This window comes from Pseudomonas sp. MF08875 (assembly GCF_059862525.1).
In genome coordinates, this window is record NZ_JCBCUW010000002.1 from 104,761 (window position 1) to 127,577 (window position 22,817).

The 22,817-nt window shown below is 64.5% G+C and carries 18 protein-coding genes; 17 read left to right on the forward strand and 1 reads right to left on the reverse strand.

The annotated features are described in order from the left end of the window. The first annotated feature begins 144 nt into the window (after positions 1 to 144). The 17 genes from aroB to AC19YT_RS01885 all read left to right on the forward strand — a co-directional run bounded on the left by aroB (position 145) and on the right by AC19YT_RS01885 (position 21,530). On the forward strand, positions 145 to 1,245 hold the full coding sequence (gene aroB / locus AC19YT_RS01805; protein ID WP_095108904.1) for a 3-dehydroquinate synthase: 1,101 nt from the start codon (positions 145 to 147) through the stop codon (positions 1,243 to 1,245). Positions 1,246 to 1,255: 10 nt separating this feature from the next. Further along, a complete protein-coding gene (locus AC19YT_RS01810) occupies positions 1,256 to 2,830 on the forward strand; it encodes an SPOR domain-containing protein (protein WP_095108905.1) in 1,575 nt (524 codons plus the stop codon). 350 nt (positions 2,831 to 3,180) lie between these two features. After that, the gene (gltB, locus tag AC19YT_RS01815) at positions 3,181 to 7,626 is read left to right on the forward strand and encodes a glutamate synthase large subunit (protein WP_500609612.1); all 4,446 of its coding nucleotides are present in this window, start codon (positions 3,181 to 3,183) and stop codon (positions 7,624 to 7,626) included. A 123-nt stretch (positions 7,627 to 7,749) separates the two neighbouring features. Beyond that, positions 7,750 to 9,168 (forward strand): FAD-dependent oxidoreductase, encoded by a 1,419-nt coding sequence (locus tag AC19YT_RS01820; protein ID WP_500597291.1) that lies wholly within the window; start codon positions 7,750 to 7,752, stop codon positions 9,166 to 9,168. 143 nt (positions 9,169 to 9,311) lie between these two features. Next, a complete protein-coding gene (gene hemE, locus AC19YT_RS01825; protein WP_095108908.1) occupies positions 9,312 to 10,379 on the forward strand; it encodes a uroporphyrinogen decarboxylase in 1,068 nt (355 codons plus the stop codon). A gap of 292 nt (positions 10,380 to 10,671) precedes the next feature. Next, positions 10,672 to 12,135, forward strand: coding sequence for an N-acetylglucosamine-binding protein GbpA (gene gbpA, locus AC19YT_RS01830; RefSeq protein ID WP_500597289.1), 1,464 nt, complete (start codon positions 10,672 to 10,674; stop codon positions 12,133 to 12,135). Between the two features lie 24 nt (positions 12,136 to 12,159). After that, positions 12,160 to 12,756: a type II secretion system protein N gene (locus AC19YT_RS01835; protein WP_500609613.1), complete on the forward strand. Its 597-nt coding sequence runs from the start codon at positions 12,160 to 12,162 to the stop codon at positions 12,754 to 12,756. Continuing rightward, positions 12,749 to 14,668 (forward strand): type II secretion system secretin GspD, encoded by a 1,920-nt coding sequence (gene gspD, locus AC19YT_RS01840; protein ID WP_500609614.1) that lies wholly within the window; start codon positions 12,749 to 12,751, stop codon positions 14,666 to 14,668. The genes AC19YT_RS01835 and gspD overlap by 8 nt, the downstream gene beginning before the upstream one ends. After that, entirely contained in the window at positions 14,665 to 16,131 is a 1,467-nt protein-coding gene (gene gspE, locus AC19YT_RS01845; protein ID WP_095108911.1) for a type II secretion system ATPase GspE, read from the forward strand. The genes gspD and gspE overlap by 4 nt, the downstream gene beginning before the upstream one ends. Then, positions 16,131 to 17,339, forward strand: a complete 1,209-nt coding sequence (gene gspF / locus AC19YT_RS01850; protein ID WP_500597282.1) for a type II secretion system inner membrane protein GspF — start codon at positions 16,131 to 16,133, stop codon at positions 17,337 to 17,339. Before gspE ends, gspF begins: the two co-directional genes overlap by 1 nt. A 3-nt stretch (positions 17,340 to 17,342) precedes the next feature. Further along, complete coding sequence (gene gspG / locus AC19YT_RS01855; RefSeq protein ID WP_095108913.1) at positions 17,343 to 17,798, forward strand: type II secretion system major pseudopilin GspG; 456 nt, start codon at positions 17,343 to 17,345, stop codon at positions 17,796 to 17,798. Positions 17,799 to 17,801: 3 nt separating this feature from the next. Beyond that, positions 17,802 to 18,269 carry a type II secretion system minor pseudopilin GspH gene (gspH, locus tag AC19YT_RS01860; protein ID WP_500597280.1) on the forward strand — a complete coding sequence of 156 codons (468 nt, stop codon included), beginning with the start codon at positions 17,802 to 17,804 and terminating at the stop codon, positions 18,267 to 18,269. Continuing rightward, positions 18,262 to 18,627 carry a type II secretion system minor pseudopilin GspI gene (gene gspI / locus AC19YT_RS01865; RefSeq protein ID WP_500609615.1) on the forward strand — a complete coding sequence of 122 codons (366 nt, stop codon included), beginning with the start codon at positions 18,262 to 18,264 and terminating at the stop codon, positions 18,625 to 18,627. The genes gspH and gspI overlap by 8 nt, the downstream gene beginning before the upstream one ends. Then, on the forward strand, positions 18,624 to 19,166 hold the full coding sequence (gspJ, locus tag AC19YT_RS01870; protein ID WP_500597278.1) for a type II secretion system minor pseudopilin GspJ: 543 nt from the start codon (positions 18,624 to 18,626) through the stop codon (positions 19,164 to 19,166). The genes gspI and gspJ overlap by 4 nt, the downstream gene beginning before the upstream one ends. Then, on the forward strand, positions 19,163 to 20,011 hold the full coding sequence (locus AC19YT_RS01875) for a type II secretion system minor pseudopilin (RefSeq protein ID WP_500609616.1): 849 nt from the start codon (positions 19,163 to 19,165) through the stop codon (positions 20,009 to 20,011). Before gspJ ends, AC19YT_RS01875 begins: the two co-directional genes overlap by 4 nt. Next, positions 20,008 to 21,093: a type II secretion system protein GspL gene (gene gspL / locus AC19YT_RS01880; protein WP_500609617.1), complete on the forward strand. Its 1,086-nt coding sequence runs from the start codon at positions 20,008 to 20,010 to the stop codon at positions 21,091 to 21,093. Before AC19YT_RS01875 ends, gspL begins: the two co-directional genes overlap by 4 nt. Next, a complete protein-coding gene (locus AC19YT_RS01885; RefSeq protein WP_095108918.1) occupies positions 21,090 to 21,530 on the forward strand; it encodes a type II secretion system protein M in 441 nt (146 codons plus the stop codon). Before gspL ends, AC19YT_RS01885 begins: the two co-directional genes overlap by 4 nt. Here AC19YT_RS01885 and AC19YT_RS01890 read toward each other — a convergent pair. Further along, entirely contained in the window at positions 21,523 to 22,797 is a 1,275-nt protein-coding gene (locus tag AC19YT_RS01890) for an MFS transporter (protein ID WP_500609618.1), read from the reverse strand. The genes AC19YT_RS01885 and AC19YT_RS01890 overlap by 8 nt on opposite strands. Positions 22,798 to 22,817: the final 20 nt, after the last annotated feature.

Consider the following 22,817-nt stretch of genomic DNA (forward strand, 5'->3'; position numbering starts at 1 on the left):
CGCGGCGAAATGCGCTATCCTCGGCGTCCGGCCGTGGGCGCCCAGGCTCGTGGCTTATGGCTATCAAGTGACGTCACAACACCGCGTGTTGCCGGCCTCTAGGCTGGGGCAAAACGCCAGCTTTCATTTTCACTGTGGGGATACATGCAGACACTTAAGGTCGATTTAGGCGAGCGCAGCTACCCGATTCACATTGGCGAAGGTTTGCTGGGGCGAACCGAGCTGCTGGCGCCGCACATTGCCGGGCGGCAAGTGGCGATTATCTCCAATGAGACGGTTGCGCCACTGTACCTGGAGCGCCTGGCCCGCAGCCTTGAGCAGTTCTCGGTGATCTCCGTGGTGCTGCCCGATGGCGAAGCCTTCAAGACCTGGGAAACCCTGCAACTGATTTTCGACGGCTTGCTCACCGCGCGGCACGACCGCCGCACCACGGTGATTGCCCTGGGCGGCGGTGTGATTGGCGATATGGCCGGTTTTGCGGCGGCGTGCTACCAGCGTGGCGTGGATTTCATCCAGGTGCCGACCACCTTGCTGTCCCAGGTCGATTCGTCGGTGGGCGGCAAGACCGGCATCAACCACCCGCTGGGCAAAAACATGGTGGGCGCCTTTTACCAGCCCAATGTGGTGCTGATCGATACGTCCACCCTCACTACCTTGCCGCCGCGCGAACTGTCGGCGGGCCTGGCGGAAGTCATCAAGTACGGCCTGATTTGCGATGAGCCGTTCCTGACCTGGCTGGAAGAAAACGTCGAGCGCCTGCGGGCCCTGGACCAGCAGGCGCTGACCGTCGCCATCGAGCGCTCCTGCGCGGCCAAGGCCGCCGTGGTGGGCGCCGATGAGCGTGAGTCCGGCGTGCGCGCCACCCTCAACCTGGGCCATACCTTCGGCCACGCCATCGAAACCCACATGGGCTATGGTGTTTGGCTGCACGGTGAGGCGGTGGCGGCGGGTACGGTCATGGCCCTGGAAATGTCCAGCCGCCTGGGCTGGATTACCGAGCAGGAGCGTGATCGCGGCATTCGCCTGTTCCAGCGCGCCGGTTTACCGGTGATGCCGCCGCAGGAGATGAGCGAAGCCGATTTCCTCGAACATATGGCAATTGACAAGAAAGTGATCGACGGTCGTTTGCGTCTGGTGCTGTTGCGCCGCATGGGCGAAGCCGTAGTGACCGACGATTATCCGAAAGAGATTTTACAGGCCACGCTGGGAGCGGATTACCGCGCCCTGGCTCAGCTCAAAGGTTAACAAGATCCCGATGACTAGTTTGCACGCCGACGAGGCTTTCCTCGGCCATTACCAGTTGAGCCACGACCCTTTCGCTCCACGGGTGCCTGGCTTCAAGTTTTTCCCTGCCCAGCGCAAACCGGTGCTGGGGCAGTTGCATCACCTGGCCCGCTACAGCCAGCTGCTGCTGGTGGTCACCGGCCCCCAGGGCAGCGGCAAGACCCTGCTGCGCCAGGCGTTGGTCGCCAGCACCAACAAGCAATCGGTGCAAAGCGTGGTGGTGTCGGCCCGTGGCGCTGGCGATGCGGCCGGCGTGCTGCGTCAGGTGGCCCAGGCGCTGAACGTGGCCCAGGCGCAAATCGGGGCGATTTTGGCGCAGGTGGTGCAACTGGCGCTGACAGGGCAGGAAGTCTACCTGCTGGTGGATGACGCCGAGCAGCTTGACGAGTCCGCCCTTGAGGCGCTACTGGCGCTGGCCGCAGGTGCCCCGGAAGGCCGGCCGCACGTGTTCCTGTTTGGCGAGTCGTCGCTGATTGCGGGCCTGGAGCAATTGAACACCGAGGAAGAGCGTTTCCACGTCATCGAATTGCAGCCCTATACCGAGGAAGAAACCCGCGAATACCTGGCCCAGCGCCTGGAAGGGGCCGGCCGGGGTATCGAACTTTTCACCGCGGATCAGATCTCTGATATTCACGAAGGCTCCGACGGCTGGCCTGGCATCATCAACCAGGTGGCCCGGGATGCAATGATCGAAGCCATGATTGCCAGCCGCTCAGCGGTCAAGCGTCCAAGTATGGGGTTCAACATGCCGAAGAAACATGTATTGGCGATATCCGCCGTTGTGGTGGTGGCCGTCGCGGCGGCCTGGTTGCTGCCAGGTCGCAGCAAGGCCCCGACCACCGGCGCGCCCGCGACCGAGCAGGCGCAACTGCCTCTGGGCCAGGGCACGCCGCAACCCAACGCCAGTGGCGGCCCAGCGGTGGAATTCGCCGGTTCGTCGCAGCCGATGCCGTTGCCGCTGGTCGGGCAGTCGCAACCGGTGATGCGTGGTCCGTTGGCCGAAGCAGCTGGCGGGATCAGCGAAGGTGACGATGGCGTGCCGGTGGAAGGCTCCAGCGCTACGCCGCCGACCGTCACCACCATCGCGCCACCTGCCGGCGAAACGCCGAGCCCGGCCCCCGTGCCGGCGACCCGTCCGGTGCCAACCCCTGAGCCCACTCAAGTCGCCGTCGCCAAACCTGCGCCTGTGGCCAAACCGGTTCCCGCTCCAGCCGCCAAACCTGCGGACAAACCTGTGACCGTGGCCAAGGCGTCTGCCGGCGGTAGCTGGTACGCCGGCCAGGCCCCGGGCAACTACGTGGTGCAGATCCTCGGCACCAGCTCCGAAGCCACGGCGCAGAAGTTCGTCAAGGAGCAGGGCGGCGAATACCGCTATTTCAAGAAAGTCCTCAACGGCAAGCCGCTTTTTGTCATTACCTACGGCAACTTCGCCAATCGTGATGCCGCCGTTACTGCTATCAAGGCCTTGCCAGCGAAGGTTCAGGCTGGTAAACCTTGGCCTCGCACTGTCGCCAGCGTTCAACAGGAACTGGCCACAACTCGCTGAAGATCCGGCGGCCTTACCCAGGCCGCCCTCCCGGCACCTCAAAAAAAAACCGCATGTGCGTGCTGCCCCTCCAGGCCGCGCGCTTTGTGGTGTCTGCGTCACAGTGGCTTTTGAGTCGTAGCGGTTGAAACCAAAAAAGTTTTGACTAGCACAGCGTATAGCTTTAAACCTTTCATAAATGCGACACGGATTTACGATAAGTCGTCGGAATTTGTGAGCGTTCGTGTCGGTGTGTACAATGACCTCCCTTTTGCCCCCGCAAAGCTGGCGTACGTTCGGCGCGGATGGCAAGTGGTTGAATTAAAAAGAAATTTGCCTCTATAAAGCGGCAGCCTGGTGAGAAAGTGTCTATGAAAGCAGGTCTGTACCAACCCGATGAATTCAAGGATAACTGCGGTTTCGGCCTGATAGCCCATATGCAGGGCGAACCCAGTCATACCCTATTGCAAACGGCCATCGAGGCCCTGACCTGCATGACCCACCGCGGTGGGATTAATGCGGACGGCAAGACCGGCGACGGTTGCGGTCTGCTGATTCAAAAACCCGACCTGTTCCTGCGCGCAGTCGCCCAGGAACACTTCGGCGTCGATTTGCCGCGCCAGTACGCGGTGGGCATGGTTTTTTTCAACCAGGACCCGGTCAAAGCCGAGGCGGCTCGCGAGCACATGAACCGCGAAATCCTCGCCGCAGGCCTGCAATTGGTGGGTTGGCGCAAAGTGCCGATCGACACCAGCGTCCTCGGGCGCCTGGCCCTGGAGCGCTTGCCGCAGATCGAGCAGGTGTTCATCGGTGGCCAAGACCTGAGCGATCAGGAAATGGCCATCAAGCTGTTCACTTCCCGTCGCCGGTCGTCGGTGAGCAACGCCGCCGACACCGACCACTACATCTGCAGCTTTTCCCACAAGACCATCATTTATAAAGGCCTGATGATGCCGGCGGACCTCACCGCCTTCTATCCAGACCTCAATGACGAGCGCCTGCAAACCGCGATCTGCGTGTTCCACCAGCGCTTTTCTACCAACACCCTGCCGAAATGGCCGCTGGCCCAGCCATTCCGCTTCCTCGCCCACAACGGCGAGATCAACACCATCACCGGCAACCGCAACTGGGCCCTGGCCCGGCGCACCAAGTTCGCCAACGACTTGATGGACCTCGAAGAGCTCGGCCCGCTGGTCAACCGCGTGGGTTCCGACTCCTCCAGCATGGACAACATGCTGGAACTGATGGTCACCGGCGGCATCGACCTGTTCCGTGGCGTGCGCATGATTATTCCGCCTGCGTGGCAGAACGTCGAAACCATGGACCCGGACCTGCGGGCGTTCTACGAATACAACTCCATGCACATGGAGCCCTGGGACGGCCCGGCCGGCGTGGTCATGACCGATGGTCGCTACGCCGTGTGCCTGCTCGACCGCAACGGCCTGCGCCCGGCGCGCTGGGTCACCACCACCAATGGCTTCATCACCCTGGCCTCGGAAATCGGCGTGTGGAACTACCAGCCCCAGGACGTGATCGCCAAGGGCCGCGTAGGGCCTGGGCAGATCTTTGCCGTGGACACCGAGACCGGGCAGATCCTCGACACTGACGCCATCGACAATCGCCTCAAGTCCCGTCATCCGTACAAGCAATGGCTGCGCAAGAATGCCCTGCGTATCCAGGCCACCATGGAAGACAACGACCACGGCTCGGCTTTCTACGATGTCGATCAGCTCAAGCAGTACATGAAGATGTACCAGGTCACCTTCGAGGAGCGTGACCAGGTGCTGCGCCCACTCGGCGAGCAAGGCTACGAAGCGGTCGGCTCCATGGGTGACGACACACCGATGGCCGTGCTGTCCCAGCGCGTGCGTACGCCGTACGACTACTTTCGCCAGCAGTTCGCGCAGGTCACCAACCCGCCGATCGACCCGCTGCGCGAAGCTATCGTCATGTCCCTGGAAATCTGCCTGGGGGCCGAGCGCAACATCTTCCAGGAATCGCCGGAGCACGCCTCGCGCGTCATCCTCAGCTCGCCGGTGATTTCCCCGGCCAAGTGGCGTTCGCTGATGAACCTTGATCGCCCGGGCTTTGAGCGCCAGGTCATCGACCTCAATTACGACGAAAGCGTCGGTTTGGAAGCGGCGGTGCGCAACATCGCCGACCAGGCCGAAGAGGCGGTACGCGCCGGGCGCACGCAAATCGTGCTCAGCGACCGCCACATCGCCCCGGGCAAACTGCCGGTGCACGCTTCCCTGGCTACCGGTGCGGTGCACCATCGCCTGACCGAAAAAGGCCTGCGCTGCGACTCCAACATCCTGGTGGAAACCGCCACCGCCCGCGACCCGCACCACTTCGCGGTGTTGATCGGTTTCGGCGCCTCGGCGGTGTATCCGTTCCTGGCCTACGAAGTGCTGGGCGATTTGATCCGTACCGGTGAGGTGCTGGGCGACCTCTATGAGGTGTTCAAGAACTACCGCAAGGGCATCACCAAGGGCCTGCTCAAGATCCTGTCGAAAATGGGTATTTCCACCATCGCCTCGTACCGCGGTGCGCAACTGTTTGAGGCCATCGGCCTGTCCGAAGAAGTGTGCAACCTGAGCTTTCGTGGCGTGCCGAGCCGGATCAAGGGCGCGCGCTTCGTTGACCTGGAAGCCGAGCAGAAAGCCCTGGCCGCCGAAGCCTGGAGCCCGCGCAAGGCGATCCAGCAGGGCGGTTTGCTCAAGTTCGTCCACGGTGGCGAGTACCACGCCTATAACCCGGATGTGGTCAGCACCCTGCAAGCCGCCGTGCAGCAGGGCGACTACAGCAAGTTCAAGGAATACACCACGCTGGTGGATAACCGCCCGATCTCGATGATTCGCGACCTGTTCAAGGTCAAGACCCTCGAGACGCCGCTGGACATCAGTGAGATCGAACCTCTGGAATCGGTGCTCAAACGCTTCGATTCCGCCGGTATCTCCCTGGGCGCCCTGTCCCCGGAAGCCCATGAAGCCCTGGCCGAAGCGATGAACCGTCTCGGTGCGCGTTCCAACTCTGGCGAAGGCGGCGAAGACCCGGCGCGCTACGGCACCATCAAAAGCTCGAAAATCAAGCAAGTGGCCACGGGCCGTTTCGGCGTGACCCCGGAATACCTGGTCAACGCTGAAGTGCTGCAAATCAAGGTTGCCCAGGGCGCCAAACCGGGCGAGGGCGGGCAACTGCCGGGCGGCAAGGTCAATGGCCTGATCGCCAAGCTGCGTTATGCGGTGCCGGGCGTGACCCTGATTTCGCCGCCGCCGCACCACGACATCTATTCGATCGAAGATTTGTCGCAACTGATTTTCGACTTGAAGCAGGTCAACCCCAAGGCCCTGGTTTCCGTGAAACTGGTGGCCGAGGCGGGCGTGGGCACCATCGCCGCGGGCGTGGCCAAGGCCTACGCGGACCTGATTACCATCTCCGGCTACGACGGCGGCACCGGCGCTTCGCCGCTGACCTCCATCAAGTACGCGGGCGCGCCGTGGGAACTGGGCCTGGCCGAAACCCACCAGACCCTGCGCGGCAACGACCTGCGTGGCAAGGTCCGGGTGCAGACCGACGGCGGCCTGAAAACCGGCCTGGACGTCATCAAGGCCGCGATCCTCGGCGCCGAGAGCTTCGGCTTCGGCACCGCACCGATGATCGCCCTGGGCTGCAAATACCTGCGCATCTGCCACCTGAACAACTGCGCCACAGGCGTGGCCACCCAGAATGAAAAACTGCGCAAGGACCACTACATCGGCACCGTCGACATGGTGGTCAACTTCTTCACCTACGTGGCCGAAGAAACCCGCGAGTGGCTGGCCAAACTGGGCGTGCGCACCCTCGAAGAGCTGATCGGGCGCACCGACCTTTTGGAGGTGCTCGAAGGCCAGACGCCCAAGCAGAACCACTTGGACGTGACCCCGTTGCTGGGCAGCGACCACGTGCCGGCGGACAAGCCGCAGTTCTGCCAGGTCGAGCGCAACCCGCCATTCGACAAAGGCCTCTTGGCCGAGAAAATGGTCGAGATGGCCACCGCGGCCATCAACGACCTCAGCGGCGCCGAATTCGCCCTGGATATCTGCAATTGCGACCGCTCCATCGGCGCCCGCATCTCCGGGGAAATCGCGCGCAAGCACGGCAACCAGGGCATGGCCAAGGCACCGATCACCTTCCGCTTCAAGGGCACGGCCGGGCAGAGTTTTGGCGTGTGGAACGCCGGCGGCCTGAACATGTACCTCGAAGGCGACGCCAACGACTACGTGGGCAAGGGCATGACCGGCGGCAAACTGGTCATCGTTCCTCCCAAGGGCAGCGTCTACAAGACGCAGGACAGTGCCATCATCGGCAACACCTGCCTCTACGGCGCCACTGGCGGCAAGTTGTTCGCTGCCGGCACGGCGGGCGAGCGCTTCGCGGTGCGCAACTCCGGCGCTCACACCGTTGTAGAAGGCACCGGCGATCACTGTTGCGAATACATGACCGGCGGCTTCGTCTGCGTGCTGGGCAAGACCGGCTACAACTTCGGCTCAGGCATGACCGGCGGTTTCGCCTACGTGCTCGACCAGGACAACACCTTCGTTGACCGGGTCAACCACGAACTGGTGGAAATCCAGCGCATCAGCGGCGAAGCGATGGAAGCCTATCGCAGCCACCTGCAGCGTGTGCTGGACGAGTACGTTCAAGAGACCGACAGCCCATGGGGCCGCGAGCTTGCCGAGAACCTGGACGACTACTTGCGTCGTTTCTGGCTCGTCAAACCCAAAGCGGCGAGCCTCAAGTCGTTGCTCTCCAGCACGCGTGCCAATCCGCAATAGGGCACAGCTGCACGCGGCGAGTTTCAAGCCGCAAGTTAACAGCAGTGCGCGACTGGCCTGCCACCGTGATTGTCTTGCAGCTTGAAGCCTGGCGCTTCGAGCTGCTGCTAAGAGGTTTTGAAAATGGCTGAACGTCTGAATAACGACTTCCAGTTCATCGATGTCGGGCGCAAAGATCCGAAGAAGAAGCTGTTGCGTCAACGCAAGAAAGAGTTCGTGGAGATCTACGAACCGTTCAAACCCCAGCAGTCGGCCGACCAGGCCCACCGCTGCCTGGGTTGCGGCAACCCCTATTGCGAATGGAAGTGCCCGGTGCACAACTTCATTCCCAACTGGCTGAAACTGGTGGCCGAGGGCAACATCCTCGCCGCCGCCGAGCTGTCGCACCAGACCAACACCCTGCCGGAAGTCTGCGGCCGGGTGTGCCCGCAGGATCGCCTCTGCGAGGGTGCCTGCACCCTCAACGACGGTTTCGGCGCGGTGACCATCGGTTCGGTAGAGAAGTACATCACCGACACCGCGTTCGCCATGGGCTGGCGCCCGGATATGTCCAAGGTCAAACCCACCGGCAAGCGCGTCGCGGTGATCGGCGCCGGCCCGGCGGGCCTGGGCTGTGCCGACGTGTTGGTGCGCGGCGGCGTGACCCCGGTAGTGTTCGACAAAAACCCGGAAATCGGTGGCCTGCTGACCTTCGGCATCCCCGAGTTCAAGCTGGAAAAAACCGTGCTCAGCCACCGTCGCGAAGTGTTCACGGGCATGGGCATCGAGTTCCGCCTCAATACCGAAGTGGGCAAGGACGTGACCATCGAGCAACTGCTCGAAGAATACGATGCCGTGTTCATGGGCATGGGCACCTACACCTACATGAAGGGCGGCTTTGCCGGCGAGGACTTGCCGGGTGTCTACGACGCCCTGGATTTCCTGATCGCCAACGTCAACCGCAACCTGGGTTTTGAAAAAGCCCCGGCAGACTTCATCGACATGAAAGGCAAGAAAGTCGTGGTCCTGGGCGGCGGCGACACGGCGATGGACTGCAACCGCACCTCGATCCGCCAGGGCGCCAAGTCGGTGACCTGCGCCTATCGGCGTGACGAAGCGAACATGCCGGGTTCGCGCAAAGAGGTGAAGAACGCCAAGGAAGAAGGGGTGAAATTCCTCTACAACCGCCAGCCGATCGCCATCGTCGGTGAAGACCGGGTCGAAGGCGTGAAAGTGGTCGAAACCCGCCTCGGCGAACCGGACGCCCGTGGCCGTCGCAGCCCGGAGCCGATTCCCGGTTCCGAAGAGATCATCCCGGCGGACGCCGTGGTCATCGCTTTTGGCTTTCGGCCAAGCCCGGCGCCGTGGTTCGAGCAGTTCAGCATCCAGACCGATAGCCAGGGCCGCGTCGTGGCGCCGGAGCAGGGCCAGTACAAGCACCAGACCAGCAACCCGAAAATCTTCGCCGGTGGCGACATGGTGCGCGGCTCCGACCTGGTGGTGACGGCGATCTTCGAGGGGCGCAACGCCGCCGAAGGGATCCTCGACTACTTGGGCGTCTGACGACGTTAGCTGCCAGTTCCAAGCTGCAAGCTGCAAGTGGAAGCAACCACGCTTTTGACTTGCCGCTTGTAGCTTGTCGCTAGTCACTGTCTTTCTCTGTCTCGCTCTGAGAAAATGCCCGCACTTTTTTTGCGGATGCCGACATGACTGCCCTGAAGAACGACCGTTTCCTACGTGCCCTGCTCAAGCAACCTGTAGACGTCACTCCGGTGTGGATGATGCGTCAAGCCGGGCGCTACCTGCCGGAATACCGCGCTAGCCGCGCTAATGCCGGTGATTTCATGAGCCTGTGCATGAACCCGGAGTTCGCCTGCGAAGTCACCCTGCAGCCATTGGACCGCTACCCACAACTGGACGCGGCCATCCTTTTCTCCGACATCCTGACCATCCCCGACGCCATGGGCCAAGGCCTGTACTTCGAGACCGGCGAAGGCCCGCGCTTCAAGAAAGTCATCAGCACCCTGGCCGACATCGAAGCCTTGCCGATCCCCGATCCGCATAAGGACCTGGGCTACGTCATGGATGCGGTCAGCACCATCCGCCGTGAGCTCAACGGCCGCGTGCCGCTGATCGGGTTCTCTGGCAGCCCCTGGACCCTGGCCACCTATATGGTCGAAGGCGGCTCGTCGAAGGATTTCCGCAAGACCAAGGCCTTGCTCTACGACAACCCGCAGGCCATGCACCTGCTGCTGGACAAGCTCGCGCAGTCGGTTGTCAGCTACCTCAATGGCCAGATCATGGCTGGCGCCCAGGCTGTGCAGATTTTCGACACCTGGGGCGGCAACCTGTCGGCGGCGGCGTACCAGGAGTTCTCCCTGGCCTACATGCGCAAGATCGTCAGCGGCCTGATCCGCGAGCACGAGGGCCGCAAGGTGCCGGTGATCCTGTTCACCAAGAACGGTGGCCTGTGGCTGGAAAGCATCGCCGACGCCGGTGCCGATGCCCTGGGCCTGGACTGGACCTGCGACCTGGGCAACGCCCGTGAGCGCGTGGGCAGCAAGGTTGCCCTGCAAGGCAACATGGACCCCACCGTGTTGTACGCCAAGCCTGAAGCCATCCGTACTGAAGTCGGGCGCATCCTGGCCAGCTATGGCAAAGGCAGCGGCCACGTGTTCAACCTCGGCCATGGCATCACCCCGGAAGTCGATCCGGAGCATGCGGGCGCGTTCCTGCGGGCCGTGCACGAGTTGTCGGCGCAATACCACGAATAAGCTGTCCTGATGTTGCCAAAGCCTGTCCCGCCCCGTGCCGGACAGGCTTTTTTATGGAGAAAAATCGGATGGCAATTGTTTAAAACGTTTTTTCTTGTAAGAGGTTTTTCTTTATTTGTCAGACGTGGCAAATACAAGGAATGGTCCTGCTTTTAGCGGTTATTTGCCCTACATAGAATTTTTATCTACTCCAGTAAGGTTCCAGCCCTTGCTGGGCGCCGTCCGAGCAAGGTTGCGAGCCTAGGTGTCGGCACGATGCCTGCTTTTCTATAAGTTGTCTGGAATCCATCCCATGATTAGAACTGTCCGCAAGTGCGGCATTTTTTCTGCCTGCACGTCATCCATGATCTTTTTCTCGGCCCTGTTAGCGTCGCAAGGCGCCCAGGCCCACGGTTACCTGGAAGTACCGCCCTCGCGGGCGCTGGCTTGCCAGAAGGGCCTGAATACCAACTGTGGCGGCGCGCAATACGAACCGCAAAGCGTTGGCGAAACCTTCAAGGGCTTCCCGGCGGGTGTGGGCGGTGCGCCCTTGCAAGGGCCGGTTGATGGCAAGATCGCCAGCGGCGGTGCCTCGCTGTTCTCCGCGCTGGACGCCCAGTCCGCTTCGCGCTGGTACCAGAGCGAAATCAAGGATCGCAACATCGATTTCCAGTGGCGTTACACCGCGGTCCACCCGGCCACCAAGCACGAATACTTCATCACCCGTAACGGCTGGAACCCCAATGCAGCCCTCACCCGTGCTTCGTTTGAAAGCACCCCGTTCTGCACCGTCGACGGCGGCAACCAGAAACCGGTTTCCGGTGCCCGCCACAGTTGCGTGCTGCCCGACGACAAGGCTGGCCCCCACATCGTTCTGGCCATCTGGACAGTGGGCGACACCGACGCCGCGTTCTACAACGTCGCCGATGTGAACATCCTCGCTGAAACGGCACTGCCGGGCGGCTGGTCGGCGGTGGGCAGCATCGCCCCGGCAACCCGCTTGCTGGTCGGCGACAAGGTCAAGGCCCGGGCGTTTTCCGCCGAGGGTGAGAGCCCGGCCTACAGCGTCGAAATCAGCATTGACAGCGCCGAAGACGGCGCCCCGGAAAACTGGGGCTTCAAACTGGCGGAAAAAATCAATGCCACCCACAGCCTCGTGCGCGCCGGTGTGCGTGACGAAAGCGGTAATGTTGAACCGGCCAAAGGCACCAACAGCCTGTACGCGCAAAAGGATAGCGGCGTGACCCGCTTTGAGGTGCAACTGCAGATGGTTGAAGATGCCGGCGCGCGCCTGGCGGTATCTTCGCAACAAGCTGAGTATGTGCTGGACAAAGGCCGCGTGCGGATGGATTTCGGCGCGCTGAGCAACCGCAAGATGAACGTCGAAGCGACTCTGTTCGACGCCAGCAACAAGCCTGTTGGCGTGACCACCGCGCTGCTCGATGGCTCGACGATGCTGGCGATGGATGTGCGCAGCAACCCGGGTGTACACACCCTTACTCTGGTCGGCACCACCGCCGATGGCCGTACCACGCGCCAGGATACCCAGTCCGTTAACCTGACCGGCGAAGGCCTTGGCATCGAGCATGACTTTGTGTTCCCACAAGGCATCGACCAGTACACCGCTGGGACCAAGGTGCTGCAAGCCAAGACCAACGAAGTCTTCGAGTGCAAGCCGTTCCCTGCGTCTGGCTACTGCAAGCAGTACAGCCCGACTGCCACAGGCTTCGAGCCAGGTGTCGGCGAACACTCGCACATGGCCTGGGACAAACTCTGACGCTAACAGGGCGGGCGGCCCGCAATGGGCCGTCCGCAACCTGATCCTTCTGTGAATGTCGACGTGAAAAAAATGCTCTCGGGATTGGCCAAACACTGCGCCGGCAGGCGCCTGGGCAATGGGTTGCTGCTGCTGGTGCTGCTGCTCGGCGGTGGTCTGTTCCTGGCCTGGCGCGAATGGCTGTTCCGCCAGGACCTGCGTGTGCCGCTGCCGGTAGCGGTTACACCCGCCACGCCCAGCGTCGCGTTTGACAGCACGGCGCTGGCCAGCGTCCTGGGCTTTGCCGCCGCCACCGCGCCCCGGCCTACTGCCGAGCCGCTGACCTTGCACGCCAGTGTGCTGGTCAGCCCTGGCCCGTCCAAAGCCTTGCTCGCCCATGCCCAGGGAGCGCGGTTTTACCTGGAGGGCGAACGCCTGCCGGGCGGTAGCGTCCTGCGCCGCGTGGCCTCTACTTATGTGGTGCTGTGGAACAAGGGCCGCGAAGAGCGGTTGGCCTTGGCGTCAAGCGCCGAGCCTTTCCTGCGCCGGCTCGACCCGGCCCACCGCGTGTCACCCGTTACCGCTTCCGAGCGTTTTCTGCGCCCGTTTCCGGGCCGTCCGAGTAATACCACTGATGAATAACTTCACCGGCGTGCCCGCTTTGCGCCAACTCATGTTTCTTTGCGCCCTGGCCATGGTGCTCTTTCACGGCGCGCTCAAGGCTGCCCCCGCGCAATGGCAGTTGGCGATGAACAACGCCGAACTTCGAGATATCGTCGAAGAAATCTCGACCATCCTGGGTACCACCGTGGTACTCGACCCGCGCGTGTCCGGCCGGGTCACGGTGATGTCGCACCAGCCCCTTGACCGCGAAGGTGTGCGGCGCCTGTTCTATTCGGTGCTCGATGCCCACAACTTCACGGTGATCGACGAAGGCGACCGCATCCTGATTACCCCGGTCAGCGAAGCCAAGACCCGTGCGGGGCAGGGCGGGGCGAACCCGGCCAGCGCGGCGCAATTCGTCACCCGGGTCATCGCCCTGGGCAGCGCCAGCGCTGCCGACCTCACCGGGTTGCTGCGCCCACTGGTGTCAGCCAACGGCTACGTCGGCCCGTCGGTATCGGCCAATGCCCTGGTGATTACCGACACGGCGGCCAACGTGCAGCGCCTGGCCGGCGTGGTGCAGCAACTCGACTCGGGGCAGAACAACCGCCACACCGTGGTGCAATTGCGCCATGCCCTGGCCGGCGAAGTGGCGCCGGTGGTTGAGGCATCCTTGGGCAAGCGCAACGCCGAGACGGCGGTCCAGGTGCTGGCCGACCTGCGTGGCAACCGTTTGGTGGTGATCGGCCCGGCCACGGTACGCCAGCGCTTGATCGAACTGGTGCGCGGCCTCGACGTCCCTGCCGCCGCCAGCCAGGGCAACGCTCGGGTGATTCGTCTGCGCCACAGCGACGCCGGGCAATTGGCGCAAGTGCTGGAAACCATGGGCCAGGGGCGTAGATCCGCCCAGGCCAGCGGCGGCGCCAAGGACCCGTCGACCGAGGGCAGCTTCATCATCAAGGCCGACGAAAGTCAGAATGCTCTGGTGTTGCTCGCCGAGCCCGCGCAGCTCCGTACCATCGAAAACATCGTGCGCGAACTCGATCAGCCCCGCGCCCAGGTACTGATCCACGCCGCCATCGTCGAGATATCCGGGGACATTGCCGAAGCGGTCGGCGTGCAATGGGGCGTCAACACCGGGGGTGCTCAGGGCTTTATCAACTTTCCCGGCACCAACATCCCGATCGTCGGTGGGTTGACCTTCGACGATAAGCAAGCGGCCCCCGAAGGCGCGCTATTGCACCTGGGCAGCGACCGCTTCGGCGCGCTGATTTCCGCCCTGGCCAGCAACACCCGCAGCAACCTGCTGTCCACGCCCAGCCTCCTGACCCTGGACAACCAGGAAGCGCACATCATCGTCGGCCAGAACGTGCCGTTCAAAACCGGCTCCTACGCCACCAACAGCAACGGTGCGGACAACCCCTTCACCACGGTTGAGCGCAAGGACGTGGGCATCAGCCTGAAGATCAAGCCGTATATCAATGAAGGTTCGACCCTGCGCCTGGAGGTCGAGCAGGAAGTGTCGGACATCGCCCCGGCGGTTTCGGGCATCGATTCCTCGGACCTGATAACCAACAAACGTGCGCTTAAAAGCACGATCCTCGCCGATGACGGCGAGATCATCGTCATTGGCGGGCTGATCCGCGACAGCGTGCGCACCCAGAAAAGCGGCGTGCCGCTGTTGCGCGACATCCCCTACCTGGGCGCGCTGTTTCGCTGGAGCCGCGACACCCAGACCAAAAGCAACCTGATGGTGTTCCTGCGGCCGACCATCGTGCGCAGCAAAAGTGATTTGGCCGAGGTTAGCCAGCAGCGCTACAACGCGCTGCGCGAACTGAGCCAACCCGGCGCGCGGGAAAGCAACTCGCTGTTGTTGCCGGCCGACGCCCGGGAGCTGTTCGAGCCGCCCGCCCAGGCGCCCGTATTTGACCTGCGCAAGGGCGCGCGATGAGCTTGCCCAGCGAGTTGCCCTTCGGCTTCGCCCGGCGTTTTGGCGTGCTGCTGGACCACAGCGGTGCCGAGGCTTGCCTGGCCCTGCGCGACGATGCTCCGCTCACCGCGTTGGCGGAGGCACGGCGGGTGTGCGGGCGCGACCTGCCGTGGCGGGTGCTGGCGGCGGACGCGTTCGCTGCGCGCCTGGCTGCCACCTATCGTGAAGGCCAGAGCGCGGCCGAGCAGGTAGCCCAGGGCCTGGACGAAGAACTCGACCTCCTCAGTCTGGTCGAGCAAGTGCCGCAGACCGCCGACCTGTTGGAGCAACAGGGCGACGCGCCGATCATCCGTCTCATCAATGCCCTGCTCAGCGAGGCGATGCGCGAGCAGGCGTCCGATGTGCACCTGGAAACCTTCGAGCACTACCTGTCGGTGCGCCTGCGGGTCGATGGCCAGTTGCGCGAGATCTTCCGCCCGCGGCGTGAGCTGGCGCCCTTGTTGGTGTCACGGCTCAAGGTCATGGCGCGCCTGGATATCGCCGAAAAACGCGTGCCCCAGGATGGCCGCATGGCCCTGCGCCTGGCCGGGCATGAGGTGGACGTGCGGGTTTCGACCCTGCCGTCGGCCCACGGTGAGCGGGTGGTGCTGCGCTTGCTCGATAAACAGGCCGGGCGCCTTGAATTGCCACGCCTGGGTATGCCCGCCGACACCCTGGCGGCGCTGCGCCAGTTGCTCGGCAAGCCCCACGGCATCGTCCTGGTGACCGGCCCCACGGGTTCGGGCAAAACCACCAGCCTGTACGCCGCCCTGAGCAGCCTCAACGACCAGACGCGCAACATCCTCACCGTGGAAGACCCTATCGAATACCACTTGCCGGGCATCGGCCAGATGCCGGTCAACCCGAAAGTGGACATGACCTTCGCCCGAGGCCTGCGGGCGATTCTGCGCCAGGACCCGGATGTGGTGATGGTCGGTGAAATCCGCGACCGCGAGACGGCGCAAATCGCCGTGCAAGCCTCGCTCACCGGGCACCTGGTGCTGTCGACCCTGCACACCAACAGCGCGGTGGGTGCGGTCACCCGGTTGCTCGACATGGGCGTGGATGCCTACCTGCTGGCCTCGTCCCTGGTGGGCATCCTCGCCCAGCGCCTGCTGCGCACGCTGTGCCCGCACTGCAAGGCGCCGTACCTGGCCGACGCCGCCGAGTGCCAGCGCCTGGGCCTGGCGGTAGCGCCGCAATTGTTCCGCGCCGTGGGGTGCGAGCAATGCCAGCACGGTTATCGCGGGCGTATCGGTATCTATGAACTGATAAGCATCGGCGGGCCGCTGGCCGCGCTGATCCACCAGGGCGCCAGCGAACAGGCCCTGGCCGACGTGGCGCGCCAGCACTCGCGCAGCCTGTTTCAGGACGGCCGGCAACGGGTGCTTGACGGCCTGACCAGCCTCGATGAGTTGCTGCGCGTGACCCAGGAGGCCAACTGATGCCCACCTTCGATTACCGCGCCCAGGACGCCCGAGGCCAGCGCTGCAAGGGGCAGTTGGAGGCGGACAATCCGCGCCAGGCCCGGCAACGGTTGCGTGAGCAGGGTTTCTGGCCCCATTCGGTGAGTGAAGTCAGCGCCGCGCCCGGCACGGAAGCCACCCCCCAGGGCGGCCGCTTGAGCGCCGCCGACCTGGCCTTGGTGACCCTGCAACTGTCCACCCTGGTGCAGGCCGGGTTGCCGTTGGAAGAAGCCCTGCACGCAGTGGCCAAGCAGAGTGCCAAGCGCCGGGTCGCGGCCTTGCTCGCGGCGGTGCGGGCCCGGGTGACGGAGGGCCATGCTCTGGCCACCGCGTTGGGGTATTTCCCCCGCGCCTTCCCCGAACTGTTCCGCGCTACGGTGGCGGCGGGCGAGCGCTCCGGGCACCTGGGCCAAGTGCTGGAGCAACTGGCCAGCTACACCCAGGCGCGCCAGGCCTCGCGGCAGAAAATCCAGATGGCGTTGGTGTACCCGCTGATCCTGATGCTCGCCAGTGTGGCCATCGTCAGCTTCCTACTGGGGTACGTGGTGCCGGATGTGGTGAAGATTTTCGTCGATAGCGGCCAACCGCTGCCGTGGCTGACCCGTAGCCTGATCGCCCTGAGCGACGGCGTGCGTAGCCATGGCCTGTGGCTGCTAGGCGCCCTGGCGCTGGCGTTGATGCTTGGGCGCTGGAACCTACGCCGCCCGGGTTGGCGCCTGCGCTGGCATCAGGTGTTGCTCGACATGCCTGTGCTGGGTGGCCTGTGGCGGGCGATGGAGGCGGCGCGGTTTGCCAGCACCCTGGCGATCCTCGGCAAAAGCGCTGTACCCCTGGTGGATGCCCTGGAAATCGCCGCCGCAGTGGTGGGCAACCTGACCATCCGCGCTCGCATGCTCGCCGTTGCCCGCGCGGTGCGTGAAGGCACCACCCTGACCCGGGGCCTGGAACGCAGCGGCGACATCCCGCCGATGATGCTGCACCTGATCGCCAGCGGTGAACGGGCCGGTGAACTCGACGCCATGCTCGAACGCGCCGCGCAGCAGCAGGAAGCCAGCCTGGCGGCGCGCATCGCCTTGGTGGTGAGTTTGTTCGAGCCGGCGATGCTGGTGCTGATGGGCGCCGTCGTGCTGCTGATCGTCCTGGCGATCCTGCTTCCAATCCTCAGCCTCAACCAATTGGTGAACTGACCCATGCAAACCCAACGCACAGTTTCTCGCCGCGCCCAACGCGGTTTTACCCTGATCGAAATCATGGTGGTGGTGGTCATCATCGGCATCCTGGGGGCCATAGTGGTGCCGCAGTTCATGAGCCGCCCGGACCAGGCCAAGGCCACGGCCGCCCGGGTGGATATCCAGGCGATTTCCACGGCACTGGAAATCTATCGCCTGGACAACGGCCACTACCCCTCCACCCAGCAAGGCCTGGAGGCGCTGAAAAAACGCCCCACTGGCACGCCCGTGGCCCGCGGTTGGAACCCCCAGGGCTATCTGAAAACCCTGCCGACCGACCCCTGGGGCACGCCCTACCAGTACCTCAACCCCGGGGTGCGGGTGCTCGATGGCGGCTACGACCTGTATTCCCTGGGCGCCGATGGCGGAGTCGGCGGCGACGGCCCGGCGGCCGACCTCGGCAATTGGGGGGAGTGAGCCATGCGTGCCTCTTGCCAGGGTTTCACCTTGCTGGAACTGATGCTGGTGGTGGTGTTGGCCGGGGTGTTGCTGGGTGTGGCCAGCCTGGCCTTGGGCAATGGCCCGGCGCGCCAGGCCCGCCAGCAGGCCCACGCCATGGCCGGCCTGATCGAGCAATTGCGCGAGCGGGCAGTGCTCGATGGCCGCGAATACGGTTTGCGGGTGGGTGCCGAAGGCTACCAGTTGCTGCGCTACGAGACGTTGGGCTGGGAACCGCGTGGGCCGCTAAAGCGCTGGCCCGCCAATGTGCGCCCGTACCTGGTGCAAGAGGATCGGCCCCTGCACCTGGGCCAGGAGACGGACACGCCGCAATTGCTGATCCTCAGCAGTGACGAAATCAGCCCCTTTCGCCTGACCCTGGAACACGATGGCAAGGTCCTGGCGAGCCTTTACAGCGATGGCGTGGGCGATGTGGTGGTCGATGGCTAGGCGCACCGTGGGCGGTTTCACCTTGCTGGAAATCATGGTCGCTCTGGCGGTGTTCGCCACCTTAGCGGCGGCGGTGTTCTCCGCCAGCCACGCTGTCATCGGCCAGGGGCGGGGTGTGGAACAGCGCCTCTTCGCCGCGTGGCTGGCAGACAACCGCTTGAACGAGTTGCGTCTGGGAAAAAACCTGGCGCTCGGCCAGCACACCCGTCAAGTCAGTCTGGATCGCCGTGACTGGCACGTACAGCAACACCTCAGTGCCACGGCGGATAGGCGCTTGCTCAAGGCCGAGGTGGCCATCAGCCTGGTTGGCCAGGAACACGTCGTATACCGCACCACTGGCTGGATTCCCGCGCCATGACCCGGCGCCAGGGCGGTTTCACCCTGCTGGAGCTGCTGATCGCCCTGACGATCTTCGCCTTGCTCGGGCTCGGCGGCTGGCGCCTGTTCGACGCCGTGGTGCGCGTGCAGCAGGCCACCCAGAGCCACGAACAGGCGCTGCGCGGCCTGCAACGGGCGGTGGCGGTGATTGAGCGCGACGTGCTGCACATCATCGCCGAGCAACCGGTGGTGCTGAGCGCCACCGGGTTGCACTTGCAGCGCGGCAATTGGCGCAACCCGCTGGACTTGCCGCGCAGTGAGCGCCAGGCCCTGAGCTATCGCCTGGACAACGGCGTGCTCTGGCGCGACAGCCGCGCCGAGGGCGATGACCGGGTGCAACGGCAAAAACTTCTCGACGATGTGCGCCACCTGCGCTGGCGCCTGTATGACGCGCAGCAGGGCTGGCGCAACGAATGGCCGCCCGGGCCCAAGGCGCCGCTGGCGTTGGAAGTGCAGTTGTCGAGCGGGCGCTTCGAGGGTATCCGCCGGGTCTTGCTGCTGCCGGCGGCGCTGCCATGAACCGTCGGCAAACCGGCGTGGCGCTGATTAGTGTGTTGCTGGTGATGAGCCTGGCGCTGCTGATCCTCGGCGCGGTGCTGCACAGCCACCGCCTGCTGGTCAAAAGCAGTGCGCAACAGTTGCAGCAACTGCACCTGCGCCAACTCGCCACGGCCGGCGAAGCCTGGGCCTTGCGCCTGTTGCAGGATTCCCCGCGCGGCGCCAACCCGACCTTGGACCTGAGCCAGGAATGGGCTCGTGCGGTGCCGGGGTTCGACACGAACCAGGCCCAGGTACAGATCGAAATCCACGACTTGGCCGGGCGCTTGAACCTCAATCGGCTGCTGGCCGGGGGGCGGGTCGATCAGGTCACACTGGAGCGTTGGGCGCGATTGTTGGCGCTGCTCGACCTGCCGCCACTGGTGTTGCCGCAGGCCGGCGCGCTGCACGAGCTGAGCCAATTGCGCTTGCTGGCGGGTATCGACGGCCTCTTCCTGCAGCAACTGGAGCCTTGGGTGGCCCTGTTGCCCGCGGATGCGGCATTCAACGTCAACACCGCGCCGGCGCTGCTGCTGCGCACCCTCGGCGACCTTGACGACGCCACTGCCCAGGCCTTGGCCCGCCAGCGCGAGGCCGACCCTTGGGCGACGGCCCAGGCCTTCACCCGCGACCCGCTTTTGGCGGGGCTTGAGGTCAATGGCCATGGCTTGGGCGTGGACAGCCGCTGGCTGCGTATCGAGGTTTCGGTGAGCGACGGTGATGGCCACTTGCGCCTGAGCAGCGACGTGGAGCGCGACGCCAAGACCGGCCAACTGAACGTCCTGCAACGCCGCCTGCTTCCTTCCATCGACCCGAGGCTGCCATGAACCCCTGGCTCTACCTGAATGCCACTGGCCTGCACGAGCCTTCGCTCGACTGGCCCTGCTACCTGCCGGCCAGCGGCCAGTGGCAGCCTTTGCGCGACGCTGCCCAGGCCCTGGATGGGCAGGCGGTAAACCTGCTGCTGCCCATGGAAGCGTGCAGCTGGCTGCGCAGCGAGCCTTGGCCGGGCAAGCGCCGGCCCGCCGTACAAGCGGTCGCCTTCGCGGTGGAAGAACAGTTGGGCGAAAGCCTGGAGACATTGCACCTGAGCGTTGGCGCGCGCGATAGCGAGGGCTGCTACCCGGTGCTGGTGGTGGGCCGCGAGCGCTTTGCCCACGTGCTCGCGTTGCTGGCCGAGGCAGGCGTGGAGGTGCGCGGGGTGTACGTCGATGCCGACCTGCTGCCCACGGATCAGGCGTGGGGTGTGCGTTGGGCGGGTCGCTGGTTGCTGGGCGGGGCGTTGCCGGCACGCCTGGCGCTGACGGATGAGGCGCTGGCGCTGCTGCGCCCGAGCCTGCCCGCGACCTTACAGTGGCGCGACGACGGGGACCTGGCGCCCTGGCCGTTTCAAGGCGCGGCCACGGCCATCAACCTGCGCCATGGTGAATTCGCCCCGCGTCGCCGGCCGCTGCCCTGGCGCCTGGGCGCGGCGACTTTGCTGGGCTTGGCGCTGCTGGCCTGGGCAGCGGCCGAAGTGCGCTTGAGCTTTTTACACAGCGAAACCCGCCAGCTCCAGGCCCGCAACGAAGCGCGCTTCAAGGCGCTGTACCCGCAGCAAAGCCGTATCGTCGATTTGGCCGCGCAGTTGCAGGCCCAGCAGAACCGGGGCGCGCAGCCCCAGGGTGGGCGCATGGCCGAGTTGGTCCGCCTCACCGAACAAGTGATCGGCGCCAGCACGGTGCAGGTGCGGCGCATTGAGTTGCGTCCGGGCGAGGGTTGGAAAATCCAACTCGACGCCAGCAGCTTCGCCGAACTGGAACAACTGCGCGAACGAGGCCGCGAACAGGGCCAGGCGTTGCGCCTGGACAGCGCGAGCAAGGACGGCGACCGGGTGCAGGCCACCCTGGTGGTGGAGGCGGGCGCATGAGGGCATTAATGCAGCATTGGCGGCGTTTGTCGCGCCGCGAGCAAGGGTTGCTGCTGGGTTTGGCGCTGTTTATCGGCGCGGTGCTGGCCTACAGCCTGATCGGGCAACCGACCCGCCAACGCCTGCACACCGCCGAACGCCAGTATCAGCAACAACGCGTGCTGGCGGCGCAACTGGCAGGGGCGCAGCCAGCCCGGGCCGAATCGGCCGCCGACGGCCGGCCCTTGTCGCTGCGCATTAGCGAGAGCGCCAGCGCGGCGGGGCTGCACGTGGAGCAGATGGAGGTGGACGACGAAGGCCTGGAACTGACCCTGGCGGGCGAGGCCCGGGCCGTGTTGCAGTGGTTGGCTCAGGTTGAGCGTGAGGGCGCCACGTTACACGGCCTGACCCTGGAAAAACGCGAAGACCTGCTGCAAGCGCGGTTGCAGCTCAGGTAGCGGCCCCCGGCAACGGCGCCAGGCGCGCCAGTTTCAACGCCACCAGCAGGGCCAGCACCAGCAGGGTGGCGATGAACAGGCCAATGCCATTCCAGCCGCCCCAATGCCAGAACACCCCGCCCGCCGTGCCAGCGATGCTGGAGCCGGCGTAGTAGCTGAACACATACAGCGACGAGGCCTGGCCCTTGGCGTGGGTGGCGCGGCGGCCGATCCAACTGCTGGCCACCGAATGGGCGCCGAAGAAGCCGAAGGTGAACACCACCATGCCGATCAGCACCAGGCTCAGCGGCGCGAACATCGTCAGCCCGATGCCGCCCAGCATCAGCACGATGGTGCCCCACAGCATCTTGCGCCGCCCGTAGGTGTCGGCCAGGGCACCGACCTGGGCCGAGCTATAAATCCCCGAGAGGTACACCACCGACAGCAGGCCGACGAACGCCTGGCTCAAGTGGTACGGCTCGGCCAGCAGGCGATAGCCGATGTAGTTGAACAGGGTGACGAACGCGCCCATCACCAAAAAGCCTTCGAGAAACAACCACGGCAGGCCGGCGTCTTTGAATTGCAGGGTGAAGCCTTCGAGCAAACTGCGCGGTTGCAGCGAGCGGGCGCGGAAATTGCGCGAATCGGGGAGCAACTTCCAGAAAATCACCGAGGCCGCCAGGGCTAGCACGGCGATCACCAGCATGGCCGTGTGCCAACTGACGAAATCGATCAACACCCCGGCGACCAAGCGCCCGCTCATGCCGCCAATGGCATTGCCGCCGATGTACAGGCCCATGGCCAGGCCCAGGTGCTGCGGGTGGATCTCCTCGCTCAGGTAGGTCATGGCCACCGCCGCCAAACCGCTCAACGACAGCCCGGTGAGGGCGCGCATCAGCAGCACGCCTTCCCAGGTGGGCATCAGGGCGCTGGCCAGGGTGCACAGGGTGGAGGCGAACAGCGCCGCCACCATCATCGGCTTGCGCCCAATGCGGTCGGAAATCGGCCCGGTTACCAACAAACCGATGGCCAGCATGCCGGTGGCCACGGACAGGATCAGGCTGCTGCGCGCCGCGTTGATCCCATATTCAGCCGACAGCAGCGGCATCATCGGTTGCACGCAATAGAGCACGGCGAACGTGGCGAAACCGCCGGCGAACAACGCCAACACCGTGCGCATGAACAGGGGCGTGCCTTTTTCGATGTAGAGGTCGTTGAGTTCGGCCACCGCATCGCCCAAGGGCGCGGGCGGGATTTCGTGGGCCAGGGGAGCGGCAGCAGTTTTCACGGAGGGCCTCGCGGGAGGGG

Coding starts and splice junctions, on each gene's coding strand:
- AC19YT_RS01885 (WP_095108918.1), top strand. CDS start 21,090: ATGAGGGCATTAATGCAGCATTGGCGGCGTTTGTCGCGCCGCGAGCAA.
- aroB (WP_095108904.1), top strand. CDS start 145: ATGCAGACACTTAAGGTCGATTTAGGCGAGCGCAGCTACCCGATTCAC.
- gspH (WP_500597280.1), top strand. CDS start 17,802: ATGCGTGCCTCTTGCCAGGGTTTCACCTTGCTGGAACTGATGCTGGTG.
- gspE (WP_095108911.1), top strand. CDS start 14,665: ATGAGCTTGCCCAGCGAGTTGCCCTTCGGCTTCGCCCGGCGTTTTGGC.
- AC19YT_RS01820 (WP_500597291.1), top strand. CDS start 7,750: ATGGCTGAACGTCTGAATAACGACTTCCAGTTCATCGATGTCGGGCGC.
- hemE (WP_095108908.1), top strand. CDS start 9,312: ATGACTGCCCTGAAGAACGACCGTTTCCTACGTGCCCTGCTCAAGCAA.
- gspJ (WP_500597278.1), top strand. CDS start 18,624: ATGACCCGGCGCCAGGGCGGTTTCACCCTGCTGGAGCTGCTGATCGCC.
- AC19YT_RS01875 (WP_500609616.1), top strand. CDS start 19,163: ATGAACCGTCGGCAAACCGGCGTGGCGCTGATTAGTGTGTTGCTGGTG.
- gspD (WP_500609614.1), top strand. CDS start 12,749: ATGAATAACTTCACCGGCGTGCCCGCTTTGCGCCAACTCATGTTTCTT.
- gltB (WP_500609612.1), top strand. CDS start 3,181: ATGAAAGCAGGTCTGTACCAACCCGATGAATTCAAGGATAACTGCGGT.
- gspG (WP_095108913.1), top strand. CDS start 17,343: ATGCAAACCCAACGCACAGTTTCTCGCCGCGCCCAACGCGGTTTTACC.
- gbpA (WP_500597289.1), top strand. CDS start 10,672: ATGATTAGAACTGTCCGCAAGTGCGGCATTTTTTCTGCCTGCACGTCA.
- gspI (WP_500609615.1), top strand. CDS start 18,262: ATGGCTAGGCGCACCGTGGGCGGTTTCACCTTGCTGGAAATCATGGTC.
- AC19YT_RS01835 (WP_500609613.1), top strand. CDS start 12,160: ATGGGCCGTCCGCAACCTGATCCTTCTGTGAATGTCGACGTGAAAAAA.
- gspL (WP_500609617.1), top strand. CDS start 20,008: ATGAACCCCTGGCTCTACCTGAATGCCACTGGCCTGCACGAGCCTTCG.
- AC19YT_RS01810 (WP_095108905.1), top strand. CDS start 1,256: ATGACTAGTTTGCACGCCGACGAGGCTTTCCTCGGCCATTACCAGTTG.
- gspF (WP_500597282.1), top strand. CDS start 16,131: ATGCCCACCTTCGATTACCGCGCCCAGGACGCCCGAGGCCAGCGCTGC.